Origin of the sequence: Paenibacillus sp. PastF-3 (assembly GCF_029893135.1) — a bacterium.
In the GTDB taxonomy this organism is placed as follows: Bacteria; Bacillota; Bacilli; order Paenibacillales; family Paenibacillaceae; genus Paenibacillus_AQ; species Paenibacillus_AQ nitricinens.
Genome location: NZ_JARXWM010000006.1, coordinates 84223 through 109399, shown reverse-complemented (window position 1 = coordinate 109399; position 25177 = coordinate 84223). Strand labels below are relative to the sequence as shown.

Genomic DNA, 25177 nt, shown 5'->3' with positions numbered 1-25177 from the left:
AGCGTGTTAAGGTATAGATTAAGTTGGTATTGGAATGTGTTTTTCTCTGTTCTTGCCTTTTATCTAGTCCTTATTATCGCTTTCATGGGTATACTATCCATAAAGAGCGGCTGGGCCCGGGGGTATCCCCCGTTTACGGCCCAGTCGCTTTTTTGGATCTTTAGTAGTTTGGTGATCATGGAGCGGAGCAGGCGGAATTGTTCTGTAGAAGCGTAGCGTTCGCCTTTGTTTCCAGATTCCAACCGCGATGCGGTTATCCATTCAAGGAATCTGGAAACAACAGCGATCGGAAGAATAATCCGCAAGGCGTAAGCGAACTTTGATCACTATATCCCACTAAATCTCCAATAGAGCGACGACCGTAACACTATTTTGAAAGGTGAAGTGACCTATGATAGAACCAAATGTAAAGCAGGATTTGCGTGAAATAGGCAAGAAACTAACTGACCTTAGGGGGTCTCTTTGACTTAGATCTTAAGCAAGAGATGATTTCTAACTTTGAAGAGAAAATGGCGGCTCCAGGATTTTGGGATAATAGTGAGCAAGCGCAAAGCGTAATCGCCGAGATGAATGCTGTGAAATCTTCCGTAGATCAATACGAGAAGCTTCAACAGGAATACGATGATGCTGCGATGATGGCAGAGCTTGCGGATGAAGAGGGCGATGCAGATCTGGCGGCGGAAATTGGGGAGACAATTAACAGCCTAGGCAGAAAAGTGGATGAATTTGAGCTTCAATTGCTGCTTAATCAGCCATACGACAAGTTGAATGCTATTCTAGAGCTTCATCCGGGTGCAGGCGGAACGGAATCCCAAGACTGGGGCCAAATGCTACTGCGGATGTACACCCGTTGGGCTGAAAAACGTGGCTTCAAGGTTGAAGTGCTAGACTACTTACCTGGTGATGAGGCTGGAATTAAGAGTGTCACACTACTTATTAAAGGCTTCAATGTTTACGGATATCTGAAAGCCGAAAAGGGTGTACACCGACTGGTGCGGATTTCCCCGTTTGACTCTTCAGGTAGACGGCATACCTCTTTTGTATCCTGTGATGTGGTTCCAGAAATCACGGATGATGTAGACGTTGAGATTCGGACTGAGGATCTTAAGATCGATACGTATCGTGCGAGCGGCGCCGGTGGACAGCATATCAATACCACAGACTCTGCGGTGCGGATTACTCACTTACCTTCGGGTGTGGTGGTAACCTGTCAGAATGAACGTTCACAGATCAAAAACCGGGAACAAGCCATGAAGATGCTACGTTCCAAGCTATATGAGCGTAAGCTGCAAGAACAGCAGCAGCACTTGGATGAGATTCGCGGCGAGCAATCCGATATTGCCTGGGGCAGTCAGATTCGCTCCTATGTATTTCATCCGTATAACATGGTCAAGGATCACCGCACTTCCGTAGAAACAGGGAATGTGGGTGCAGTCATGGACGGAGACCTGGATGCATTCATTGATGGTTACTTACGTAGCCAGATCAAGATTGAGGCGGACTAAGGGATTTTTTCGGGAATATAGGAAAGTATAAGGTAACTCCATACTATCTTTATATTGATTTTTTGAGGAAACGGATCCCATTCTTTGATATGGATGGTGTACCCGTTTCTTCTTACGTAAAGCAAGATGACACTTTAAGGAGCGCCTTGAAATGCAAAAAATCAATTCACGTAATAAACCCCCACTAATTCCTCTAAATGGACCACTCCGACATGTAGTGGATACAACGCTAATTCTGCTCGGTTCGTTAGTGACAGCGCTGGGGTTTAATCTCTTTTTTCTGCCGAATCATATTGCTTCTGGTGGTGTATCCGGTCTGTCTGTATTGGCTGAAGCCTGGTTTGGAGCTGAACCGGCTTACACGCAATGGGCACTTAATATTCCACTGTTTGTGCTCGGGGTAATTTTCCTAGGTAAGCAATATGGAGTACGCTCACTGCTTGGGAGTTTTGTACTGCCGTTGTTCATCCTTGTGACGAAAGATTTACCTGCACCTACAACCAATCCACTCTTAGCCTCCATTTATGGCGGTATCTGTGTCGGAGTGGGACTAGGTCTTGTGTTCCGTGGACGTGGATCGACAGGTGGACTCACGATTTTGGCGCAGATTATTCAAAAGATATCCGGTCTCAGCTTCTCGATTTCTGTAGTGCTGCTAGACGGGACAGTCATTGTGTTAGCTGCATTTATACTCGGTATGGAGCAAGCACTGTATGCGCTGATCGGATTATTTGTGACAGGTAAGGCCATTAACGCGATAGAGGTAGGCTTTCGTTATACGAAGGTTGCGTACATAATCTCTGACAAGACGGAAGAAATATCTGAAGCGATATTAAATGATTTAGATCGTGGTCTGACGAAGCTGGACGCACATGGCGGGTATACTGGTGATGCACGTACCGTTCTGATGGTAGTGGTAGGCCAGAATGAAGTGTCGAGACTGAAAGCGATTGTCCAATCTGTAGATACAAGTGCATTTGTGATTATTACCGAAGCTCATGAAGTGCTGGGCGAAGGGTTTAAAAGGGAAGCGTAATCTCACCTACGGGGGAGGCGGCGCTTCTCTTTTTTTGTAAATGAGGTTATATTTAGGAGGAAATAAAGTTCACATATTGTGTTGTATTTATATTAATTGGGATGTATAATAATACATATTTCTAAGACGGTATGCATTATATTAAATAATATATTCATGATAAGCAGGAAGTGGGGATGACAGTGGAAGGCAAGCTGAGGGCGGCGATTGTTGGATCAACGGGTTATGGAGGCGTAGAGCTGATTCGGCTACTACAAAGTCATCCTAAGGTAGAGATTACTTCGGTGATTTCCTCATCAAGTGCAGGGGATGCAATAGAGGAAGGGTTTCCTCATTTGACGGGCATTATTGACCGAAGGCTGGATGGCGTTGATCCGGCTCAGATGGCTGAGCGGGCGGATGTGGTTTTTACGGCTACACCGTCTGGTGTAAGTGCAAAGCTGGTGCCGCAGCTGCTGGAAGCTGGACTAAAGGTCGTAGATCTATCCGGTGATTTCCGATTGAAGAATGGCGCAGAGTATGAACACTGGTATAAACATCCGGCTCCGGCTGATGAATACCTAGAGCAGGCTGTATACGGACTTTGTGAGGTGTTCGGAGAGCGCGCGGCTGGGGTTGATTTTATATCTAATCCAGGCTGTTATCCTACGGCTACACTTCTTGGACTAATTCCTGCCATTCAGGCAGGCTGGATTAAGCATGACAGTATTATTATTGATGCCAAATCAGGGGTTACCGGAGCAGGACGCGGAACGAGTCTGATGGTGCATTATGCAGAGATAAACGAGAACTTAAAAACTTATAAAATAAATAAACATCAACATATACCAGAAATTGAGCAGACACTCACGGAGATTGCTGGAGAAAAGGTAACCGTAACGTTCACCACACATCTCGTGCCGATGAGCCGAGGTATTATGAGTACGATGTATGCAGGAATGACGGGCAATTATACGGAGCAGGATTTTGTGAATTTATATCGTGAATATTATGCGGGCAGACCTTATGTGCGGGTGCGCGATGCAGGTGTGATTCCAGCGACAAAAGAAGTTAGCGGCTCTAATTATTGTGATATCGGATTTGCAACAGATGCTCGTACAGGGCGGGTGACGATCGTCTCCGTCATTGATAACGTTGTAAAAGGTGCGGCAGGGCAGGCAATACAGAACCTTAATTTGATGATGGGATGGGAGGAAACCCTTGGCCTCGGCTACACACCTGTGTATCCATAAGGTTCAGCGGTACAAATAACATGAACGAGATTGAATTATTTACTACCATGGATAGTGGCAGCATTACTTCACCTAAAGGCTTTAAGTCCGGAGGTCTGCACTGTGGTCTGAAAAAAACAGATCGTAACGATCTCGGAGTGATTGTCTGCGAGGTTCCGGCAACGGCGGCGGCTGTGTATACGACGAATGTTTTTCAGGCGGCTCCTCTGAAGGTGACACGGGAAAGTCTTGTGAACGGAACGTTGCAGGCGGTAATCGTGAACAGCGGGAATGCTAATGCCTGCACAGGTGAACAAGGTGAGGCCGATGCTTATGAGATGCGCGCTGCTGCGGCTCAACATTTGGGCGTAGAGGTTAATGATGTTGCTGTCGCTTCGACTGGTGTGATCGGTGAGCTGCTGAAGATGGATTGCGTACGTAGTGGTATTACTGTACTGCCAGAGAAGCTGGACGGTGGGGCTGCTGGAGCGGAAGAATTCTGTCAGGCCATCCTTACAACTGATTTAGTTAAAAAAGAGGTTGCCGTAAAGGTGCTTGTTGGTGGTGTAGAAGTTATTATTGCTGGAGCCGCGAAGGGCTCCGGGATGATTCATCCTAACATGGCTACCATGCTCGGTTTTATGACTACAGATGCTGATATTTCAGCGGAGGATTTACACAGTCTACTTCGTTCTGCTACGAACGTTACTTTTAATATGATTACAGTGGATGGAGATACAAGCACGAATGATATGCTAGTTTCGATGGCTAGTGGGCTTGCAGGTAATGAGAAGCTGACTCGGCTTCATCCGGATTGGGACGCTTTTGCTGCTGGCTTCACGTATGTCTGTCAGACGCTAGCCAAGGCTATTGCGCGGGATGGCGAAGGTGCGACTCACCTGATTGAGGTGCAAGTGAATGGTGCTGTTCATGATGAGGCGGCGGCAGCGATTGCCAAGACGGTGGTCGGTTCTAGTCTAGTGAAATCTGCTATTTTTGGAGCGGATGCGAACTGGGGACGAATTATTGCTGCGGTTGGGCGTGCGGGTGTTCCGGTATCGCCAGAGCATGTAAATATTTCATTAGGTGAGATTGAGGTGCTCTTGCACTCGAAGCCAGTTGCTTTTGACGAGGAAGAGGCTTTAGCCTATTTGCAAAAAAGTGAAACTGTGCTGATCACTGTAGATTTGCATGATGGAACCGGAAAGGCTACAGCTTGGGGCTGTGACCTAACTTACGATTATGTGCGGATTAACGCTGCATATCGTACCTAATTTGTGGCGTGCTTAAGCCCACAAGGGAAGGATATCGATTATATGACGCTAAACAGCGAGCTTGAACTTATAGATGCATTAGATGGCAGTGGATTGTTTGTGATGAAATGCGGCGGCAGTACGTTAGCTGCGCTTCCGGATTCTTTTTTCGAGGATTTGCGAGATTTGCAGCAAGAAGGCATTCAGCCTGTAATTGTTCATGGCGGAGGGCCAGCTATTTCAGAGAATCTAGCAAAATTGGGCATTGAAAGCAGCTTCGTGAACGGTCTGCGAGTAACTACTGAAGCCGTGCTAGATGTCGTTGAGATGACGTTGGCAGGGAGTATTAACAAGGCGATTGTAAGACGAATTCAAGAAAGTGGCGGTCTAGCTCTAGGGCTATCCGGCATTGATGGAAATATGATTACTGCTAGACCTGTAGCTAATAGCGCTGAAGTAGGTTTGGTAGGAGAAGTAACGGAAGTAAAGGCTGAGATTGTAACAGGAATTATTGGCATGGGTTATATCCCAGTCATTGCGCCTATCGGAGTTGATGCTGCAGGTCAGCGCTACAATATTAACGCAGATACAGCAGCAGGGGCAGTCGCTTCTTATGTAGAGTCTCCCCAAATGATCGTAGTCACAGATGTCCCTGGCATTATGAGTACGGTGGAAGGCCAAAAGGTTGTACTTCCATCCGTTACCGTACAGGAAATTGAAGCCTTAATCGAAAGTGGAGAAATCTACGGCGGCATGATCCCAAAAGTGCGGGCAGCTATCGACTGCATTCAAGGCAGCGTTTCAGAGGTTATTATTGTGGATGGAAAAGAACCGCGGGTGCTTAGCCGAGTACTGCAAGGTGAAGCGATAGGCACACGTATTATTCGTTCGTAGAATCATAGATGAATATCATTTAGAGGTGCAGCCTGGTACACAGGAGCACAAGATGGGAGAGTGACTTAGAATGAGCAAGCTTACACAAACGGAATTGGATTCGCAAGCAGGGGCACAGCAGACCGATACCGTAGGATCAGGTACACCGGATGTTGCAGCAGGCAAGCTTAGCGCGGTATTCCCTTCTTACGCCAGATATGATCTTAGCTTAGTTAAAGGCAAGGGCACCTGGGTATGGGATGATAAGGGCAATAAGTATCTTGATTTTACAAGTGGATTAGCTGTGACCAGTCTAGGTCATGCTCCTGAAAAAGTCGGTGCGAAGCTGAAGGATCAGATTGACACGCTCTGGCATGTCTCGAACCTGTTCCATATTCCGGGACAGGACAAAGTTGCAAATCTTTTGACAGAGAATAGCTGCGCTGATCAAGTCTTTTTCTGCAATAGTGGGGCAGAAGCGAATGAGGCTGCTATTAAGCTGGCTCGCCGTTACCACCAGAAGGTAAAGGGTGCTGATCGTTATGAAATCATTACGTTTGAACAATCTTTCCATGGTCGTACGCTAGCTACACTGACTGCTACAGGTCAGCAAAAGGTAAAAGAAGGCTTCCTGCCGCTTCCAGCAGGCTTTAAGACGGTACCTTTGCATGATCTCCCAGCGTTAGAGGCTGCTATTGGCGATCACACAGCTGCTATTATGCTGGAGATGGTACTTGCAGAGGGTGGCGTGCTTGAGGTAGAACCTGAGTTCTTGAACGCTGTTGTGGCGCTATGTGAGAAACACGGACTGCTTCTAATTGTAGACGAAGTACAGACCGGTATGGGACGTACAGGCAAGTTGTTCGCTCATCAGCATTATGGAATTGAACCGGATATTTTCACCTTGGCTAAGGGGATTGCTAGTGGGTTTCCAGCAGGCTTAATGCTTGGCAAAGGCTATTTGCGTGAGGCTTTCTCACCGGGCAGCCATGCGTCCACCTTCGGGGGAACACCGCTCGCAACAGCGGTTATGGCAGCGACGATTGAAACGATGCTGGAGGATGAGCTTCCACAACGTGCCGAAGAAATGGGTAAGTACCTGACAGGTCTTTTGAAAGAGAAGCTGGCAGACTGTTCTTTTGTGAAGGATATCCGTGGTAAAGGACTGTTGATCGGGATTGAATGTCAATCACCAGCGGGCGATATTGTATTGGCTGGACAAAAGAAAGGCCTGTTGTTCGTGACAGCGGGTCCTAATGTCCTTCGCCTGCTGCCTAATCTATATGTAAGCAAAGAGGAGATCGACCAGGCGGTGGACATCCTATCCGAACTCATTCATACTTATGCTAAACAAGCAAACGGGGAGGTAAGCTCATGAGTCAGGGCGTACAGAGTAATAAGATCACCATTGCACAGCAACTGAAAGGCCGTGATTTACTGGAGCTGAACGATTACAGCCCGGAAGAAATTACGTACTTAATAGATTCTGCGATTGAGCTGAAGAAGAAGCAGAAAAATGGCGAAGAATTCCAGCCGCTGAAAGGGAAGACAATCGGTCTTATTTTTGAGAAATCTTCAACTCGTACTCGCGTATCATTTGAGGTTGGTATGTATCAGCTTGGAGGGCATGCCCTTTTCTTGAGCAAAAATGACATTCAGCTTGGACGCGGTGAAACCGTTGGAGATACAGCACAAGTAATGTCGCGTTACCTCGACGGCATTATGATCCGTACCTTCGGCCATGACAAAGTAGAGGACCTAGCACGTTACGCCTCTATTCCAGTAATCAACGGCCTAAGCGACCTGGCACATCCTTGCCAAGTGCTGGCGGATTACCAAACGATTTACGAGCACAAAGGGAAGCTTAAAGGTCTAAAGCTGGCTTATATCGGCGACGGTAACAATATGGCGCATTCCCTGATGATTGGCGGAGCTAAGCTGGGTGTGGACGTATCTATTGCTGGACCGGAAGGTTATGAGCCGGATGCAGCGGTTGTAGCAGAAGCTCGTGAGATCGCTAAGGAAACCGGAGCGAAGATTGTGGTCACTCACAGCCCGCAAGAAGCTGTGCAAGACGCTGACGTCATCTATACGGATGTGTGGGCGAGCATGGGCTTCGAAGAGGAGCAAAAGGCGCGTGAAGCGGCATTCAAAGACTATCAGGTCAATGAGGAGCTTGTAAAAGGCGCGAAGAGCGATTATCTTTTCCTGCACTGCCTGCCAGCCCACCGTGAGGAAGAGGTCAGCACAGGTGTGATTGACGGCCCTAACTCGGTCATCTTTGATCAGGCTGAGAACCGCCTGCATGCGCAGAAGGCTTTAATGGCTGCGCTGATGAGATAAAAAATTCATAAAGAAAATTAGGATTGAACTTATATTGGTCTAAGATTATATAAAATACTATATAAGATGAACTTATTAAGTAGCGTTGGAATTTCGGTGCGGAGCAACGGATTGAAAGTTTGGAACTGTAGGAGCGTTAGCGTTCGCCTTTATAATCAGATTTCATCTGCGAAACGCAGACTTAAATCATAGAAATCTGATTATAACAGCGACCGGAAGTCCAAACATTTCACGCAGTTGCACCTTATCACCGGAGTTCTATAAGCGCACTTTAGCGAATCTTATACCTCCCACACGAAAGGAAGTTGCCACACCATGGCTAAAGAAAAAATTGTACTCGCCTATTCAGGCGGACTAGATACATCTGTTATTTTGAAATGGCTTAAAGAAACCTATGACGCGGAGATCATCGCCTTCACAGCCGATATCGGCCAGAAGGAAGAGCTCGACGGTTTGGAGGAAAAAGCACTAGCAACCGGTGCATCGAAAGTATATATCGATGACCTGCGCGATGAATTCGCTAGCGATTTCATCTACCCAATGTTCCAATCCGGCGCACTCTATGAGGGTCAGTACTTGCTTGGAACTAGTATTGCTCGTCCGCTGATCGCTAAACGCATGGTGGATATCGCCATCGCTGAAGGTGCAACAGCTATCGCACACGGCGCGACAGGCAAAGGGAATGACCAAGTCCGTTTTGAGCTTGGTGTAGCTGCTTTGGCACCAGACATCAAGGTAATCGCACCTTGGCGTCTGGAAGAATTCCGCAATCAATTCCCAGGCCGTGCGGAAATGATCGCTTATGCGGAAGCTAATGATATTCCTGTACAAGCATCTGCGGCTAAGCCGTATTCGATGGACCGTAACCTGCTGCATATCAGCTATGAGAGCGGCGTATTGGAAGATCCTTGGTTTGATCCAAGTGCACCGGAGAACAAAGGAATGTTCCTGCTGAGCAACGCTCCTGAAGATGCTCCGGATGAAGCGGAATATTTGGAACTCGATTTCGTTAAGGGAGACTGCGTAGCCCTGAATGGTGAGTCCTTATCCCCACTGCAAGTGATGGATAAACTGAATGAGCTAGGCGGTAAACACGGTATTGGACGTGTGGATATGGTTGAGAACCGTTTTGTCGGCATGAAGAGCCGCGGCGTGTATGAGACTCCGGGTGGAACCATCCTGTTCGTCGCTCATCGCAAAATGGAATCCATCACGATGGACCGTGAAGTGATGAACCTGCGTGACAGCCTGATCACTCGTTACAGCACTTTGGTGTATAACGGTTTCTGGTTCGCACCAGAGCGTATTGCACTGCAAGCTCTTGTAACACAGAGCCAACAAAATGTAACGGGTACTGTTCGTCTTAAGCTCTACAAAGGCAACATCATTGGCGCTGGAGTGAAGAGCCCGGTTAGCCTGTACAATCCTGAAATTGCAACGATGGAAGCTGATCCTACACAAGCTTATGATCAAGGGGATGCAACTGGTTTTATCCACTTGAACGCATTGCGCCTTAAGGTTTCTACAGGTGTAAATGGAGCTTCGAAATAGAACGATAACATAAACTTAAACGGGCAACCCCGAAGGCCGTTCCTCCCGTCAGGATAGGAGCGGCCCTCTGGCGTCCAAGAGGAGGAAACTACAGGTGAGCAAGCTTTGGGGCGGACGGTTTACTAAAGGAACAAACAAGCTGGTGGAGGAATATACGGCTTCCATTGGATTTGATAAGGCTTTGGCTAAAGAAGATGTGCAAGGCAGTCTGGCGCATGTCACAATGCTGGGCAAATGCGGAATCCTTCCACAAGAAGATGTGGAGACGATTAAGCAAGGTCTGAACAAAGTATTGGACAAGGTTAACGCTGGAGAGGTTGTTTTCTCCGTAGCGGATGAAGACATCCATATGAATATTGAAAAACATCTGATCGAGGAAATCGGTCCGGTCGGTGGTAAACTGCACACAGGACGCAGCCGTAACGATCAGGTGGCAACGGACATGCATCTATATTTACGTGGCCGTGTAGTTGAGCTAGTTAGCTTGCTGCATGCATTGCAGGAAGCTTTGATCGAGCAAGCTAAAGACAATGTAGAGACGATCATCCCTGGTTACACGCATTTGCAGCGGGCACAACCGATCCTCTTTGCTCACCACTTGCTTGCTTACGTCTCCATGTTCCGCCGCGATGCGGAGCGTTTGACGGACAGCTACAAACGGATCAACGTTCTGCCGCTCGGAGCAGGAGCGCTTGCGGGAACGACCTTCCCGATTGACCGCCATTTTGTAGCGGAACAACTGGGCTTTGACAGTGTATATGAGAACAGTCTGGATGCTGTCAGCGACCGCGATTTCATTGTTGAGTTCTTGGCGAATGCAGCCCTTGTAATGACCCACCTTTCCAGACTTAGTGAGGAATTGGTGCTGTGGAGCAGTACAGAGTTCAGCTTTGTAGAACTGGATGATGCTTTCTGTACAGGCAGCAGCATTATGCCGCAGAAGAAGAACCCGGATGTACCAGAATTGGTACGGGGCAAAACAGGTCGTGTATACGGCAACCTGATTGGCTTGCTGACTGTTCTGAAATCTTTGCCACTAGCGTACAACAAGGATATGCAGGAAGATAAAGAGGGCATGTTCGATACTGTTACTACGCTGACTGGTGCGCTGCAATTGTTCGCGCCGATGATTTCCACCATGAAGGTGAACAAGGGGCGTATGCGTGAAGCCGTGAACACGGACTTCTCGAATGCAACGGATATCGCCGACTTCTTGGTAGGCAAAGGTCTTCCTTTCCGCCAAGCACATGAAGTCATCGGAAAAACAGTGCTCTACTGCATTAACGAAGGCAAGTTCCTGCTGGATTTGACGTTGGAAGAGTTCATGCAATTCTCACCGCTGTTTGACGAGAATATCTATGCTGTTCTTCAACCGGAAGCGGTAGTCAACGCCCGTAACGTTTATGGCGGCACAGCTACTGTTCAGGTGAAAGCTGCAATCGAACGCGCGGAGCAGGCACTGCACGAAGCTAATGAATGGGTTGTAAAACACGGTGACGCTATATTGTAAGTGATTTTCAACATAAATCCCGCCTGGCAATACCTTTTGAGGTATCGCCAGGCGAGATTTTTTTGTTAATCTATCGATTAGTTATTTATTAGAATAGCCATATATGCCATAGAAGTGTACTCATTTCTCTTAAGCAATTCAATGACCCTATCTAAGTACAAGGAATCGTGCTCAACTGTCTTGGCAAAAGACTGAACTAGTTTGATCACGTGGTTTACTCCGAAATCTTCCTTATGATGTCCTGCCATGCCAATCAAATGTAATTTGATTAAAGAAAAGTGAACAACAAGCAGAATATAGGAATCGAAAACATCCGTAATAGTATTTGTACTTGGAAATAGATTTTTGTACACATAATTCACTAAATAGTTCTCTAGTATATATTCGTTAGGTGTCATAAAGGGAGCATAATATTCACTGTACGCCAGTTGGTATCTTTTTGTAATCTCCTCAACCGTTGAATCGTTTGTATATTGAATACCTTCAAGTAATTCACCAAAGCACTCGATATATCGAAAACTCTGTACCCCTTTGTTCACACGAATATCAGTCAGTTCTTTTAAGAGCTGCATTTGAATAGTTGTTGATGTAGTGATACCTGCCAAAGCATCATGGAAACTTCCATCTTCGATCAAGCTACTGTAGGAAGAAATTTGCTGAGGGATATCATCTAGTCGTCCTTCTAAATGGTACCCCTGTATTTTCTGGTAGAACATTCCGAGGATTATTAATCTATGTGAAATGGAATAACTTCGATTCTGTAAGACTTGTATTGTAAAAATTCTCAGATCCCAAAAATAACTATCTATTTTTGTTGAGGATATTTCTCGGTTTGTATTTATTTGCATATTCATAAAATTCCGGACATCTATGGATTCTTCAATCTCATTAAATTGAATACCATTTGGGTTTAACAATACCAAACGAGCCACCTCAGGACATGACAACGTGGCCGATTTCTCCAATGTTTCATTAACCTGGTTTGTGGTTCGAGGGTAAGTACTACAAACATTAGACAGATAGTCCTCTCCTAGTGTCTTTTGAATAGAACATAATTTTTCTTCATTTAGAAGGGGACAAGCTGTATTAGAATCCATCACTATTTTTGCATAATTAATTTCTAATGCATTGGAACGTCTGCGTTTTATATGTTTGTTTAGTAGAGGTTTCATTTCTCTATCGTTTACGTTTTTATATTTCTTATAGGTTTTTTTATCAATATCTACTCGCCAGCCTACGCAGCAAGTATCTTCACAATCAGATCCAATGCAAGAGAACCTCTCTAAGTATTCTGGCACAAGAACAACGCGCTTTTTTTCTATCATGATAATTTCTCCCTTAATGTTTAGAATGCCATGTAGGTTTATTATCGGCAGATATCATGATCAAATGAAGATGTACCCGAGCTCTGAACTATACACTCTTCAACGGCAGCCAAGCCAAAATATCGCCGACTTCTTGGTAGGCAAAGGTCTTCCTTTCCGCCAAGCACATGAAGTCATCGGAAAAACAGTGCTCTACTGCATTAACGAAGGCAAGTTCCTGCTGGATCTGACGCTGGAAGAGTTCATGCAATTCTCACCGCTGTTTGACGAGAATATCTATGCTGTTCTTCAACCGGAAGCGGTAGTCAACGCCCGTAACGTTTATGGCGGCACAGCTACTGTTCAGGTGAAAGCTGCAATCGAACGCGCGGAGCAGGCACTGCACGAAGCTAATGAATGGGTTGTAAAACACGGTGACGCTATATTGTAAACCGTATCAATACCGAATCTCGCCTCAGACTGTTATAGGTCGCAGGCGGGATTTTTTTATCTAAAAGGGCTCTAAGTACAACATAACTGGATTCGCAGTGTTCTTTACGGTTATCCTTAGAGTAGGGATAGGAGGGGGCGTAAGTATGAGTAGAGAGCAAATCCTAGACGAGCTTAGATCCCAATTAGAGCTGGGCAATCATATTATTGGAGTAGCCACAGGTGCTGGAATAACCGCAAAGTATGCGAAGCAGGGTGGTGCTGATTTTCTACTGATGTTAAATTCGGGTAAATTCCGCCAGATGGGGAGGAGCTCTCTTGCTGGGATTTTGCCTTTTTGTAATAGCAATGATATGGTGATGGACTTTGCATCTAGGGAGATCATCCCTTTGGTAAGAGACATTCCTATTATTTTTGGCCTTAATGCAACCGATCCGACAAAAGATATGGAGAGCTATATCAGTGAAATAAAGAATAAGGGATTTTCCGGAATTAATAACTATCCCACGGTTGGCTTAATAGATGGTCAATTTGGAGAAGCGCTCGAAGAAGAAGGGAATGGTTATCTACTCGAAGTAGAAGCTATAAGAATAGCTCACGAAAAAGATTTGTTTACCATAGCCTTTGTATTTGACGAAATCCAAGCCGCTCAGATGATCGAGGCAGGAGCAGATATTATTTGTACACATTTAGGCTTAACCGAAGGGGGATTATTAGGAGCCAAAAAAGTATTCTCTCTGGAAGCTGCCAAGGCTAAGGCGGACAAGATTTTTAATAGATGCAATGCGCTAAAGCCAGATTTAATTAAATTGGTGTATGGTGGTCCTGTGAAAACGCCAATTGATGTGCAGTATATGTACAGTAATAATCAAAACTTGATGGGGTATATCGGGGGCTCTGCTTTTGAAAGAATTCCCTCGGAGAAGTCCATTACGAATATAACCAAAGCTTTTAAAGTATCGGGGACGCTGGATGAAGATGATTTTATGGTCAAAATGTTAGACGGCATCACCAAGCACTATGATTATGTTGAATTTGTAAAAGAATACATAGCTCAAAATTATATGAATGAGATTTTGTTTGCAGATTTAGCTAAGGTGGCCCATGTATCCCGAAGTTACTTAAGTAGCTTGTTTACCAAAAAAGTAGGCTGCAGCTTCCAAACGTATCTCGTGCAATTTCGGATGGATAAGGCAGCGGAAATATTACATAGAGACCCTATCCAGTTATCTGAGCTGGCGCCATTAGTTGGCTACCAAGACTATGCGCAGTTTAGCAAAATGTTTAAGAAGTATAAAGGTTATTCTCCCAAACAATATAAATCTAACATAAACACAAAAACATAAGACATAAAAGCGTTTTCATTCATAATTCAAAGAAGTATGATTAACTCATAAGTTGATCATGCTTTTTTGAAATATAAGAAAGTATAAGTTTCACATTATACATTATCCTTATATTTCTCGTTTAAACGCTTGCCGTCCTCAAAAGGACGCCGAAGGCATTTATACTTGTTGCAGATATCTGAAGAGGAGGTTGAAGAAATGAAGACGATTGCCATTGCCGGAACTTTTGACACCAAGGGTGAAGAATATCTCTACATTAAAAATTTGCTTGAAGGCTTGGAGTTAGGTACGTTTACGATTCATACGGGTGTGTTTGAGCCCACTTTTACACCGGATATCTCTAACCGAGAAGTAGCAGCAGCCGCGGGTGTAAGTATAGACGAGCTCGTTGCCAAGAAAGATAGAGCGTTAGCGACAGAATTATTAGCTAAAGGTATGGAAAAATTAGTACCTGAATTATATAAGCAAGGCAAGTTTGATGGCATTATCTCCTTTGGGGGTACTGGAGGTACCTCGCTTGTCACTCCTGGTATGCGGGCACTGCCTATTGGTGTACCAAAAGTGATGGTTTCGACCGTAGCTTCAGGGAATACTGCTCCATATGTAGGCACTAGTGATATTGTCATGATGCCATCTGTAGTAGACGTTGCAGGACTGAACTCCATTTCGACGAAGATTTTTACGAATGCAGCCTTCGCCATCGCCGGTATGCTTAAATTTGAGAATAAACAAGTGATAGAGAAAAAACCATTAGTAGCTACAACAATGTTTGGGGTAACAACCCCCTGTGTGACGGCAGCCCGTAACTATCTTGAAGCTAGAGGATATGAAGTGCTTGTATTCCATGCAACAGGTGTAGGCGGCCAGTCCATGGAAGCACTAATCGAGGCTGGTTTTATTGAAGGTGTATTGGATCTGACCACAACAGAATGGGCGGACGAAATTATTGGCGGTGTGCTAAATGCTGGACCTCATCGGTTAGAAGCTGCTGGAAAACATCATATTCCACAGGTTGTGTCGGTAGGTGCGCTTGATATGTGTAACTTTGGCCCTTATGATACGGTACCCGAGAAATTTGCTGGACATAAGTTCTATAAGCATAACCCGACAGTTACTTTGATGAGAACCACGGTAGAAGAAAATGAAGCCATCGGCAAGAAGCTTGTCGAGAAACTAAATATGGCCAAAGAAAAAACGGTATTAATGCTGCCGCTTAAAGGGATATCCGGCATTGATGTTGCAGGCGAAGCTTTTTATGGCGTAGAGGAAGATCAAATGTTATTTGATACCTTAAGAAATGGCGTAAACAGAAATGTTGTTGAGATTATCGAAATGGATTGTGCCATTAATGATGTTGAGTTTGCAGAAGCAGCAGCGCAGAAGCTAATAGATCTCATGAGCAAATAACACTAACACAGAACATTTAATTAATGATGGAGGCGTTTCACATGAACAAAAATACAAGAACTGAAATCATGGAGAAGTTTAGAGAAGAAGTAGCAAATGGAAAAATTCTTTTAGGCGTGGGAGCCGGTACAGGGATTACTGCAAAGAGCAGTGAAGCTGGCGGAGCGGATATGCTGATTGTTTATAATTCAGGAAGATACAGAATGGCAGGTCGTGGATCATTGGCAGGGCTACTATCTTATGGAGACGCCAACCAAATCGTAGTCGAAATGGGCTCTGAAGTATTACCTGTTGTGAAAAATACTCCTGTTCTAGCAGGCGTGTGTGGAACGGACCCTTTTAGAGTGATGGAGGTGTATTTGAAACAGCTTAAGGATCAAGGTTTTAGCGGCGTGCAAAACTTCCCAACCGTTGGTTTGATCGATGGCGTATTCAGACAGAACCTGGAAGAGACCGGGATGGGATATGGTTTAGAAGTAGATATGATTAGAGCAGCACATGAATTGGATATGCTCACCACTCCTTATGTATTTGATCCTGAGCAAGCAAAAGCCATGGCAGAAGCAGGCGCAGATATTTTGGTGGCACATATGGGCTTAACTACCAAAGGTACGATTGGAGCTAAGACCGCTCTGACATTGGATGATTGTGTAGAAAGAATTGAAGCGATTATTAAAGCAGGGAAAGCAGTAAATCCCGATATTATGGTGATTTGTCACGGTGGACCGATTGCAGAGCCGGAAGATGCGGCGTACGTAATTGAACGGACAGAAGGCATAGACGGATTCTTTGGTGCATCGAGTATTGAAAGATTTGCTGCTGAAAAAGGAATTACGGAACAGACAGGATTATTTAAAAAGATCACTAAATAAAAGGCATAAGGCAACAAAAGAACCCTCCGAAGAGGGCAATCTGCATAGCACAGATATTAAGGTGTAGCTTATGGCTGCACCTTTTTGTTGTCTATTAGAAAAAGCTAATTATTACTTAACGGCAGCCATGCCAGTACATCGCGGATCTTGGTATCCCAATAGCCCCATTCATGAGTCCCTGGACCTTCCTCATAGGTTAAAGAAAGTGAGGTTGCTTGGCAGGCATCGCGGAATGTCAAGTTATCGGTATATAGGAAATCTTCTGTGCCACAGCATTGATACAACGCTGGCTTTGGTCCCGTGGAGCGGTTTACTTCCTCAAGCAACCATAAAAGGTCTTCGGGCGTTCCGGCGATATCTTCTTTTCCGAAAATCATTTCGTATTCTTTGCTTCTGACGTTTGGATTTTCCCCGTTCATAAAATTATGCACCATATCCAGTGCTCCCGACAAACTAGCTGCCGCTGCAAAAGACTCCGGTTTACGCAGTCCCAGCTTGATCGCTCCATAACCACCCATGGATAACCCGGCTACAAAGTTTTCCTCGCGTTTATCTGACAGTGGGAAAAACGAGCGTGCAAGCATCGGCAACTCTTCACTAATAAAGGTCCAATAACGACCGCCAACCGCCATATCTGTATAGAAACTGCGGTGTACATTCGGCATTACTACAGCTATCCCCATCTCTGCTACATATCGTTCTATAGAAGTCCGGCGCAGCCAGATCGAATCATCGTCTGACAAACCGTGCAGCAAATAAAGCGTAGGGTGAAGTTCGCCTCTAGTCACGTTGCTCATCCCGATTTGTGTGGTTGTTTTTTGCGGCAAAATTACAGTCATTGAGGTATTCAATCCTAGTACTTCCGAATAAAATTTGCACTCTATTAAAGCCATTTCATCCATCCCCTCTCTTTCCAAATGATAGCATAGAGTAAAAGTGAGAGATATTGTAGAAATATCTGAATTATTAGGGTTTTGAGGATTGCTGTAGCTCGATATGAGAGAATATAATGGAAGTAGAAAATTAAGGAAAAAACGTGCAAATATGAAAGCATTCTCGTAGGCAGGAGGAAGAAAGTAGGATGAAATCAGGCCTAAAGCAGGAAAAAGGATTTACATTGATCGAAGTGCTGGCCGCTATTGTGATCTTATCGATAGTTTCACTGGTACTTACGTCTTACTTTACAAACGCCATGAGTTACTCTAAATCGAACCAGAACAAGACAATTATGGTCAATCTGGCGCGGAACGCGCTGTTTTATGTGGAGAAGCAGGATTTTGAGGAAATGAGTAATTTTTTTGTAACAGATTCATTAGAGCATAAGAAGATTGTAGATGCAGGTGGGGAACTGCCCATGATTAAGGCTTCTGAGTGCACGACGAATATAACATGTGTTTATAGCAATAATTTTGTAAATGGTGGAGCTTTACCAGATGTATTAAATCCAGTCGTTAACAACATCAAATATGAGATTAATATTCGATACCAGTTTCAATTACATCAGGAGATGCAGGGTGGAAAGAACAGTGGTGGAGGGGGAGATACCCGTAAGAGCGAGATGGCACCTTATCTTATCCCTGTGGAGGTAGAAGTTAGTGGTAATGGTGGGCCTGGTGGAACAGCTTATACTACGGTGGTGGAGGGATATATTACGGATGAGAAGATTCGCTGACCGCCTAAAATACCAGCAGGGCTTCACACTGATTGAGATGATCGCCGCAATTACCCTCTTCGCTATGGTTGCAGGAATGATTTCTATGTTGATGATGTTCGGTTTTCGCAGCTATCATAAAATAACGATTGAGAACTCACTTCGTGAGGAAGCAGATTTGATTATGTCATCTATCATTAATGAATTATATGTATTTGGGCCTACTAGAGTGGAGAATACGACAGGTGGATTGAATTTGATAAAGGATTCAGATGGTGTGATATCTACGCGAACTATTCAATTTGTTACTTCTCAGGGCGGGAAAGGTGGCATTACTACACTTACCATTAATAGTGTCATAAACGATCCTCGTACCTCAATTCATTCCGATCTTTCTGGTTCTACGATTGTTTCTACCAATTCTAATGGTACGGGTTGCAAGGTTAACGCACCTTGTAGAAGCGGACTAGTCGATATAAAACTACTTCTAACTCAGCATTACGATGGAAGGACATATGATATGGAGATGGTGAGCAAATTTGGTTTTTAGGAGGAATCACACCATGACAGGACAATTATCACGGTCTACCCGCTTCAGAATAGCTCATACTAGTTTGCAATGCTTAAAGGAAGAGAGAGGCTCGGCACTTGTATTGGTAATGTTCATTCTACTACTTCTTACTATTCTTGGATTGAGTGTACTTAGTGCTACAGTGGGCGGTGCACAACGGACGGAGACGCGTAAAAATGATGTGCAAAGTCTACACTTAGCTGAAAAAACGCTTGATGAGGCTGTGGCGTATATTACATCGAGCTTAAATAAAAAAATAGAGAGTAATATAGATATTAGCCAAGCAGAACTGGATCAGTCCATAAAGAATTTTTTGACTGCACTTCCAACCACACTTCCAGCAGGTCTTAAGACAAGTACTGATTTGGCAAACGCAACTGGAAAAATAAGTGGAATTACATATGCGGTAGAGGGGACGATTGGAACAGGAACGTTGGTCAAATACATAGTGACTATCAACTCGGAGGCTGAAGTTAACGGGGTCAAGCGTAATCTTAAGCAAAGGGTGTTTATAGACACTTTTCCAGATTTTCTTAAATACACTATTGGGTCAGAGAAGAATCTTACGATTAATGGAGCACCCTTAATTATTGGGAACATTTACGCAGGAGACATACTAATTATCAGCGACAAGGCTGAGTACACGTATAAGAAAAAATTCCATACACTTGTATCAAGTCCCTTTGAAATAGATGGTGAGGCGCATGTTCAATCTCTTGATAAGCTGATATATCGAGAGGAAGGCAAAAGTGAGTTGAAGGCTTCTGAAATTACTAAAGAAACCTCCATGACTGGGAAAATCCCTCATGATAAGGTGGAAATTAGAAATCGTCGTACATTCGTAGAAGTTAATGTTGAGGGTTCATTTGTGGATAAAGTGGCGGAAGCAATAGGGGCAGGGGCCGCCGACAGAACTACGATTCGAAATAAGCTTGCTGAAGGCAAACTAGCATCCTATTTAGCGGGTATGAATCTATATAATTTTGATGCTATTGATCAGGTTGGCTTGATCAAGCCAATTCTCAGGGATGACTCGCCTGAGGCTCAGAAGGATTATAAGGAGGAAATGAGGGAATATACTAAAAAATTAAACACTATAAAGCATCCAACCAAATCTGTTATTTATAATGGAAATCTGGATCTGGACGGCAGTGATGATTTTCCGGGTGTCTTATACTCAGAAGATGACAAAAACTCAACGTCATCCCGTAAGTGGCTCATTGTAGACGGAAATCTAATCGTTGATAACTATGGTAATGAAAAACCAGTACAGATACGAGCGAATATTTTAGTGACTGGAAAGGTAGAAATTCGGGGGAATGTTCAAATTGATTCCACTATGTTTGTATTTAAAGAACCCTCGACTATTAATGGAATTCCCGAACATACTACATTGGTAGAAGATGCAACACTTCAAGGATTGGATGGTAAGGAACTAGTATTGATCTCCCGTGGTCCAATACTTATTAATCGTTTGGCTGCCTTCAGTAACACTCCTACTCAGTTAGATGCTTTTTTCTATACTGATTCGGATGCGGATTTATATGGTGTAGGATCTATATTCTCGCTTAGCGGAGGATTCTTTGCAAAGGGGAATCTTACTATAAATGCTGTGCGGGGAACAGCTATAGGCAAAGATAATAATATTGTAATAGACAGCAACAGCAATTTAATCCGGTTCAAGGCAGCTTATAACGATCAGATCTTTGAAGATCAGAAGGCCGGACTTCCTCGTGTGAAGACAGTGAATATTAGCGTAGAAGACATGCAGTTGGAGTAGCGTTTGATATAAATGTGGAATATAAAACCCCCGAGTCGCAGTATCTTTGCGAATCGGGGGTTTTGCCTTTTTAGTAACGATCTTCGTTCTCTACAATTACCTCTACAGAATCTTGGATTTTAGGGTCTTCAATATACGAAACAGTAATAGTGGCTTTCCCCTTCTTTAGACCGGTTATTTTACCATCACCTGAAACCGTCAGGATGGCTGTGTTGCTGCTTGTCCAGAGGAGTTTATCTTTAAAGTCATTTTTGATTAAGCTTTCTGGCCAAAGTACAAGACCGTTATTAAATAAATCTCTGGAATTATCCTGTCCAACTCCTATTTTGAATGGCGCGGGTAAGGATAGGTTAGTTAATTTAACGCCAATTGCTATTTCTTTAAAGGCTTCAATAACAGGGGAGGATCCTTTTACAATCACTTTGACCTTGACTGATTTGGTAAACACGTTGCCCTTTAACTTTATAGTTTTGTTATCAGGGGTAGGGACATATGTTGCATAATTACTTCCATTCCCTTCCAGGCTCCACACGTATTCAACCGGATCGGAATTCTCTACAGGTTGAACGACAGACACATTTAACGGTATTTCATTTCCGATGTTCACAAAAGAATCCCCATTAATTTGTATCTCACGAACAGGATTTGTAATTGTAACGGTATGTTCTTTTGAATAGATAGCACCGTTAGGCTTCCGATCAGTTTTGACTGTGGCCACAATTGTCACTGATCCAGATCGATTAGCCAGCAAGGTTGCTTTACTTCCAATAGATGGATCGGTATTTTTAGTTATTGTAGCATTGGCTGAATTCGCCCCTGGTTTGATGGACCATTCGTAGCCAATTATGGTTTCATCAAAGGGCTCATAACTAGCTTCGAAGGGTACTTTCTCACCGACTATAGCGTCCTTAGCTCCTGTAATCGTTAAATCAGCTGAAACGACTTTTACTTTTGCAGTAGTAAAGACGTGGCTACCATCGCTTCTTACATCTCTAGCTGTAACCACTAATGTTGCTTCTCCGGCTTTTAGACCTCTTATTACTCCGGTGTCACTAATAGAGACTATATCCGGCTGTTTAGACAACCAACTGACTTCTTTATTGTTGGCATCTTCAGGTGTTATGACCGGTAGCAGTTTCAGTTCACTATCTACCCGAATCACTGTATCTTGAAGTTGAATGTTCGCTACTTTAACGATAGCTTCAAAGGAAATCGGAGAGAAACTTATTGTTACCCGTTCTCGGGTGACTGGTGTAGGGTTCGGTAAATCTCCGGTGAATGGAGACAGATCGATACTGTGCCCACCATTATAACCTGAGATTGATTTTCCGATAAATGAGCCAACAATATCACCAGTGAAAGATATATTTGCTAATGGAGCCAGAACAGTACCATATAAATTGTATCCGTGTAGGCTAAATGATGTTGCTTCATAAAAATTGTATAACACGTTTTTACTACTTACACCTGTAAGGGTGTTGGTGCCATTGCTGATGGTTACATTTTCCCCGGAAATATTGATAACAGTAGTGGAAGTGCTTGGAGTATCAATGCTCAGGCTATTAATACTTCCATTGGTTGGATTTAAATGAAATACGTTAAGTTTAGGATCGGTTCCCTTTAGAGTAATGGTCTGATACAGATCGGTTGATTTGGACGTCTCCGGTATTGCTGCATAATACAATGAACGATTTTTAAGTTTTTTCCCAACCTCAGTAAAATCAATATAGTTTTCTTTATGCTGAGTTTGATTAATAAGGTAGGCTGGAGCCGTTATATTGCCACCGTAATAGGCCATCCCTTTCATTGAACCACCATTTAAGGTCAAGTTTCTACCTGCCACAACAGTTGCAGTAGTATCGGCATTTGTTAATGAACCTCCTAAACTAAATGATGCAATATTTATATTCCCACCTGCTGCTATACGCCAATTATTTGTGAATCCATTGTTTGGGAAATCAATGTTCTCTAGCATAAAGATTGAATAATCATTAGCTATACCCAGTGATGAGACTGGAGCATTGGAGCCAGGGAATGAAGATGTCGCTGCATGGATTTCATCATAATAAATCTTAGAATTATCCAATAGGTATGTCTTCTTTTCTTGTGGAATTGCAGTAAGACTAAAAGTGTTAGCAGAATTGTTTATCGGTGTATAAGATTTGACGTTGTTACTTTCTGTTAACTTATAGTTAATGTTCCCTAAATTTTTAGATAGAGTATATCCCTCGATTAAAGTACCGCTTTTACTCATGCCTTCTGGAAGAGGATCACTAAATTCCAGATTAGGCGGAAATTTCTCTTCAAATTGAACGTTTGAGATCACTAGATCTTCAATCCCTTGCTCACCTGGATCAACAGCAAGATAAGGAACAGCGTTTGGCGTTACTGTGTACGTAAAAGTGATCGGATTCCCTTTTTCAACAGTAGAGTTAGACTGTGTACGTTGAATCGTAAGGTTTGATTCGATTTTTTGAACGGTTACATTTATAGTTTTAGTAGAGATTGCACCTTGTCTGTCCCTGGCAGTAATCTCAATTTGAAGATTTCCCCCTGCAGGAAGAGGATTGTTAAAAGTTTGCGTAACGGTCTCTCCAGATAAAATTGCTTTCTCGTTCATTGTATAGCCGGTAATTACATTATCGTTTTGTTTAAATTTAATACTGGTAAATAGGTTCTTGTCTTTCAAATCCCAGTCATCGACTGTATAGCTGACGACCAGTTGGTTCTGGTAAGAAGGTTTAATGCTTTTGTCCATAGGTGTATGCACAGTAATTTCTGGAGCATGATTGGCACCTGTAAATGCACGGTACATCGTGTTTACGAACAACTTTTGTTCCCATTTTGGGAAAGAGGTTGCTTGAGTTCTATTATAAGATGTTCCGATGATGTGTCCGGTTCCTGAGTAAGTTACACTCCCTTTAGAGTACGTATAGTAGTGGTTCCAGCTGTCGTTAATATCCCGATTACTTCCAGTAATGTTGTACCAAGGAATGACAGTGGAATCTTCTAAGTCAAGGGTAAAGTATTGATTATGTGTGTTGGCTACCTTATTCTTATCATCTTGCTCGCTTAAATTAAAAGGATATTGAGTTAGCAATCCATCGTTCACAGGAGTAACAGAGGTTGATATACTCGGAGCATTTAAGCCCAAATTGGTTTGAGGGCTGGTTTGACCTGTGATTCCTTGGAACTTATTAATCCATTGGCTACTCTTGTTGTTGCTGGCAATATAAATAGTATCGTGCGTGAACATAACACTTTGCTTGGTATCATTGATGAAATTTAATACAGCATTCGAGGAGAGCTCATCAATTAGAGATTTTTCATTGTATACATCCCGGAATCCAAACAGGAGCATATCATATGTGCCATTCAAGCCGTATTTTGGAGTAGAGTTTTCCTTACTTTTAATGTATTCATTGAACTGAGTCATTGATTTTGTTTCGATAACTAGTTCGTAGTCCTTAGATACGTTTTGTAGATAGCTAGGATCCATAACTAATTCATTATTAATAAGTTTGCTGTCATTATTTCCATCTGGTAAGATCTGCAATACATTGACCACTGTCTTCTTGCCCTTAAATTGAATAGTACCGGTAGTGAAATCGCTTAGAGATTTTTGATTCAGAGAATCTACTGCTTCTAGCTTCCAATAAAGTAGGCCTGAATAAGTCTTGGGAAGTTTGTATTTTATTTCTCCGGTTGTCGAAGTACTTAAGGAGGTGGTTGCAACGACTTGATCTTCAGTCATTTTTATGGACTTATCTAAGCCCAGATAGAGCTTAACAAGTATAGGATTCGTTCCTAAATTAACATTTGAAACATTGAACTTGAATGTGAGCTCGTCGCCGGGCGTATAGATCTTGGGCACAGTCGCACCGTATTCGATAATTTGACTCTTGTTAGTAATCTCTAGTTGAGGTCTTTGCTTCATTTTGGATAAATAAGTGGAATTACTTTTTTTCAATTCGGAGATAAAGGCATTTAACTCAGAGTCATTACAGAATAGAACATTGGATTTTGGGGTTAATGCCTGGTATGTATTAAAGGTATTATATAAAATTCCGTTCTGTGTTGGAGCTAAGAAGGGCTGCTTGTGGAAAATTACATATAACCCTTTATTAACAAAATAATCGGTGATTTCTTTCGCTTTTAAATTAGTTATGTCATTCATAACTGCTTTGGTATTATGATCTTTTCCGGAAACTCCACTTTTATTGTAAGTCCCCTTTCCGATATAAATCGCATCGTATTTTCCATCCAGATCATCCCGCAGCGCCACAAAGCGCTTCATACTCATCGTATCAATGGTAAGGCCAGATATTCCCGTTTTTAGAGACGCAAGCTCACTAACCCCACTCTCAGTAACCTCAAGCATACGAATCTGATAATCATTTGAACTGGCTTCGACATTCGTGAAGTGATTTTTGAGTGGCAGAACAAGCAGAAGGAGAAGCAAGATCGTTACTGTAAAAAGATAGATCCATTTGTTACTGGAAAATTTCATGTTC

18 protein-coding genes and 1 pseudogene are annotated in these 25177 nt (G+C 43.4%); 16 read left to right on the top strand and 3 right to left on the bottom strand.

The window, feature by feature from the left end; genetic code table 11:
- The first annotated feature begins 391 nt into the window (after nucleotides 1-391).
- The 9 genes from prfB (at nucleotide 392) to argH (ending at nucleotide 11282) form a co-directional block, all read left to right on the top strand.
- Nucleotides 392-1505, top strand: a protein-coding gene (gene prfB / locus M2444_RS13945; protein WP_280787261.1) for a peptide chain release factor 2 whose coding sequence is annotated in 2 segments (ribosomal slippage) — nucleotides 392-463 and nucleotides 465-1505 — 1113 coding nt in all. Because the reading frame shifts where the segments join, the coding sequence is not laid out codon by codon here.
- Nucleotides 1506-1656: 151 nt separating this feature from the next.
- Nucleotides 1657-2541 carry a YitT family protein gene (locus M2444_RS13940; protein WP_094871927.1) on the top strand — a complete coding sequence of 295 codons (885 nt, stop codon included), beginning with the start codon at nucleotides 1657-1659 and terminating at the stop codon, nucleotides 2539-2541.
- 176 nt (nucleotides 2542-2717) lie between these two features.
- Nucleotides 2718-3773 (top strand): N-acetyl-gamma-glutamyl-phosphate reductase, encoded by a 1056-nt coding sequence (gene argC / locus M2444_RS13935; protein WP_094877542.1) that lies wholly within the window; start codon nucleotides 2718-2720, stop codon nucleotides 3771-3773.
- 20 nt (nucleotides 3774-3793) lie between these two features.
- Entirely contained in the window at nucleotides 3794-5026 is a 1233-nt protein-coding gene (argJ, locus tag M2444_RS13930; protein WP_280787260.1) for a bifunctional ornithine acetyltransferase/N-acetylglutamate synthase, read from the top strand.
- Nucleotides 5027-5068: 42 nt separating this feature from the next.
- Nucleotides 5069-5899 (top strand): acetylglutamate kinase, encoded by an 831-nt coding sequence (gene argB, locus M2444_RS13925; RefSeq protein WP_094877544.1) that lies wholly within the window; start codon nucleotides 5069-5071, stop codon nucleotides 5897-5899.
- A gap of 70 nt (nucleotides 5900-5969) precedes the next feature.
- On the top strand, nucleotides 5970-7256 hold the full coding sequence (locus M2444_RS13920) for an aspartate aminotransferase family protein (RefSeq protein WP_094871936.1): 1287 nt from the start codon (nucleotides 5970-5972) through the stop codon (nucleotides 7254-7256).
- A complete protein-coding gene (gene argF / locus M2444_RS13915; protein ID WP_280787259.1) occupies nucleotides 7253-8221 on the top strand; it encodes an ornithine carbamoyltransferase in 969 nt (322 codons plus the stop codon). The genes M2444_RS13920 and argF overlap by 4 nt, the downstream gene beginning before the upstream one ends.
- Nucleotides 8222-8536: 315 nt before the next feature.
- The gene (locus tag M2444_RS13910) at nucleotides 8537-9772 is read left to right on the top strand and encodes an argininosuccinate synthase (protein WP_094871939.1); all 1236 of its coding nucleotides are present in this window, start codon (nucleotides 8537-8539) and stop codon (nucleotides 9770-9772) included.
- Nucleotides 9773-9866: 94 nt separating this feature from the next.
- The gene (argH, locus tag M2444_RS13905) at nucleotides 9867-11282 is read left to right on the top strand and encodes an argininosuccinate lyase (protein WP_280787258.1); all 1416 of its coding nucleotides are present in this window, start codon (nucleotides 9867-9869) and stop codon (nucleotides 11280-11282) included.
- A gap of 77 nt (nucleotides 11283-11359) precedes the next feature.
- On the opposite strand, the gene fliB is transcribed toward argH, so the two are convergent.
- On the bottom strand, nucleotides 11360-12607 hold the full coding sequence (gene fliB / locus M2444_RS13900; RefSeq protein WP_280787257.1) for a flagellin lysine-N-methylase: 1248 nt from the start codon (nucleotides 12605-12607) through the stop codon (nucleotides 11360-11362).
- 118 nt (nucleotides 12608-12725) lie between these two features.
- Between fliB and M2444_RS13895 the strand changes: the two are divergent.
- The 4 genes and pseudogenes from M2444_RS13895 to M2444_RS13880 form a co-directional block, all read left to right on the top strand.
- A pseudogene (locus tag M2444_RS13895) lies at nucleotides 12726-13037 on the top strand (argininosuccinate lyase); the annotation flags it as partial.
- A 145-nt stretch (nucleotides 13038-13182) separates the two neighbouring features.
- Complete coding sequence (locus M2444_RS13890) at nucleotides 13183-14382, top strand: phosphoenolpyruvate hydrolase family protein (RefSeq protein WP_280787256.1); 1200 nt, start codon at nucleotides 13183-13185, stop codon at nucleotides 14380-14382.
- A gap of 198 nt (nucleotides 14383-14580) precedes the next feature.
- Nucleotides 14581-15789, top strand: a complete 1209-nt coding sequence (locus tag M2444_RS13885) for a Tm-1-like ATP-binding domain-containing protein (RefSeq protein ID WP_280787255.1) — start codon at nucleotides 14581-14583, stop codon at nucleotides 15787-15789.
- Between the two features lie 41 nt (nucleotides 15790-15830).
- Entirely contained in the window at nucleotides 15831-16661 is an 831-nt protein-coding gene (locus tag M2444_RS13880; protein WP_094871945.1) for a phosphoenolpyruvate hydrolase family protein, read from the top strand.
- Between the two features lie 104 nt (nucleotides 16662-16765).
- On the opposite strand, the gene M2444_RS13875 is transcribed toward M2444_RS13880, so the two are convergent.
- On the bottom strand, nucleotides 16766-17554 hold the full coding sequence (locus M2444_RS13875; RefSeq protein WP_280787254.1) for an alpha/beta hydrolase: 789 nt from the start codon (nucleotides 17552-17554) through the stop codon (nucleotides 16766-16768).
- A 188-nt stretch (nucleotides 17555-17742) separates the two neighbouring features.
- Here M2444_RS13875 and M2444_RS13870 point away from each other — a divergent pair, with 188 nt between their 5' ends.
- The 3 genes from M2444_RS13870 to M2444_RS13860 are packed head-to-tail and all read left to right on the top strand — an operon-like array spanning nucleotide 17743 to nucleotide 20663.
- Nucleotides 17743-18333, top strand: coding sequence for a type IV pilus modification PilV family protein (locus M2444_RS13870; protein WP_280787253.1), 591 nt, complete (start codon nucleotides 17743-17745; stop codon nucleotides 18331-18333).
- Nucleotides 18317-18862 (top strand): prepilin-type N-terminal cleavage/methylation domain-containing protein, encoded by a 546-nt coding sequence (locus M2444_RS13865; protein WP_280787252.1) that lies wholly within the window; start codon nucleotides 18317-18319, stop codon nucleotides 18860-18862. Before M2444_RS13870 ends, M2444_RS13865 begins: the two co-directional genes overlap by 17 nt.
- 13 nt (nucleotides 18863-18875) lie before the next feature.
- Nucleotides 18876-20663 (top strand): hypothetical protein, encoded by a 1788-nt coding sequence (locus M2444_RS13860; RefSeq protein ID WP_280787251.1) that lies wholly within the window; start codon nucleotides 18876-18878, stop codon nucleotides 20661-20663.
- Nucleotides 20664-20733: 70 nt separating this feature from the next.
- On the opposite strand, the gene M2444_RS13855 is transcribed toward M2444_RS13860, so the two are convergent.
- A complete protein-coding gene (locus M2444_RS13855; protein WP_280787250.1) occupies nucleotides 20734-25173 on the bottom strand; it encodes a choice-of-anchor A family protein in 4440 nt (1479 codons plus the stop codon).
- Nucleotides 25174-25177: the final 4 nt, after the last annotated feature.

Excerpts from the sequence above, each read along its gene's own strand:
- M2444_RS13940 (WP_094871927.1), top strand. The coding sequence starts at position 1,657 with ATGCAAAAAATCAATTCACGTAATAAACCCCCACTAATTCCTCTAAAT.
- argC (WP_094877542.1), top strand. The coding sequence starts at position 2,718 with ATGACAGTGGAAGGCAAGCTGAGGGCGGCGATTGTTGGATCAACGGGT.
- argJ (WP_280787260.1), top strand. The coding sequence starts at position 3,794 with ATGAACGAGATTGAATTATTTACTACCATGGATAGTGGCAGCATTACT.
- argB (WP_094877544.1), top strand. The coding sequence starts at position 5,069 with ATGACGCTAAACAGCGAGCTTGAACTTATAGATGCATTAGATGGCAGT.
- M2444_RS13920 (WP_094871936.1), top strand. The coding sequence starts at position 5,970 with ATGAGCAAGCTTACACAAACGGAATTGGATTCGCAAGCAGGGGCACAG.
- argF (WP_280787259.1), top strand. The coding sequence starts at position 7,253 with ATGAGTCAGGGCGTACAGAGTAATAAGATCACCATTGCACAGCAACTG.
- M2444_RS13910 (WP_094871939.1), top strand. The coding sequence starts at position 8,537 with ATGGCTAAAGAAAAAATTGTACTCGCCTATTCAGGCGGACTAGATACA.
- fliB (WP_280787257.1), bottom strand. The coding sequence starts at position 12,607 with ATGATAGAAAAAAAGCGCGTTGTTCTTGTGCCAGAATACTTAGAGAGG.
- M2444_RS13890 (WP_280787256.1), top strand. The coding sequence starts at position 13,183 with ATGAGTAGAGAGCAAATCCTAGACGAGCTTAGATCCCAATTAGAGCTG.
- M2444_RS13885 (WP_280787255.1), top strand. The coding sequence starts at position 14,581 with ATGAAGACGATTGCCATTGCCGGAACTTTTGACACCAAGGGTGAAGAA.
- M2444_RS13880 (WP_094871945.1), top strand. The coding sequence starts at position 15,831 with ATGAACAAAAATACAAGAACTGAAATCATGGAGAAGTTTAGAGAAGAA.
- M2444_RS13875 (WP_280787254.1), bottom strand. The coding sequence starts at position 17,554 with ATGGCTTTAATAGAGTGCAAATTTTATTCGGAAGTACTAGGATTGAAT.
- M2444_RS13870 (WP_280787253.1), top strand. The coding sequence starts at position 17,743 with ATGAAATCAGGCCTAAAGCAGGAAAAAGGATTTACATTGATCGAAGTG.
- M2444_RS13865 (WP_280787252.1), top strand. The coding sequence starts at position 18,317 with ATGAGAAGATTCGCTGACCGCCTAAAATACCAGCAGGGCTTCACACTG.
- M2444_RS13860 (WP_280787251.1), top strand. The coding sequence starts at position 18,876 with ATGACAGGACAATTATCACGGTCTACCCGCTTCAGAATAGCTCATACT.
- M2444_RS13855 (WP_280787250.1), bottom strand. The coding sequence starts at position 25,173 with ATGAAATTTTCCAGTAACAAATGGATCTATCTTTTTACAGTAACGATC.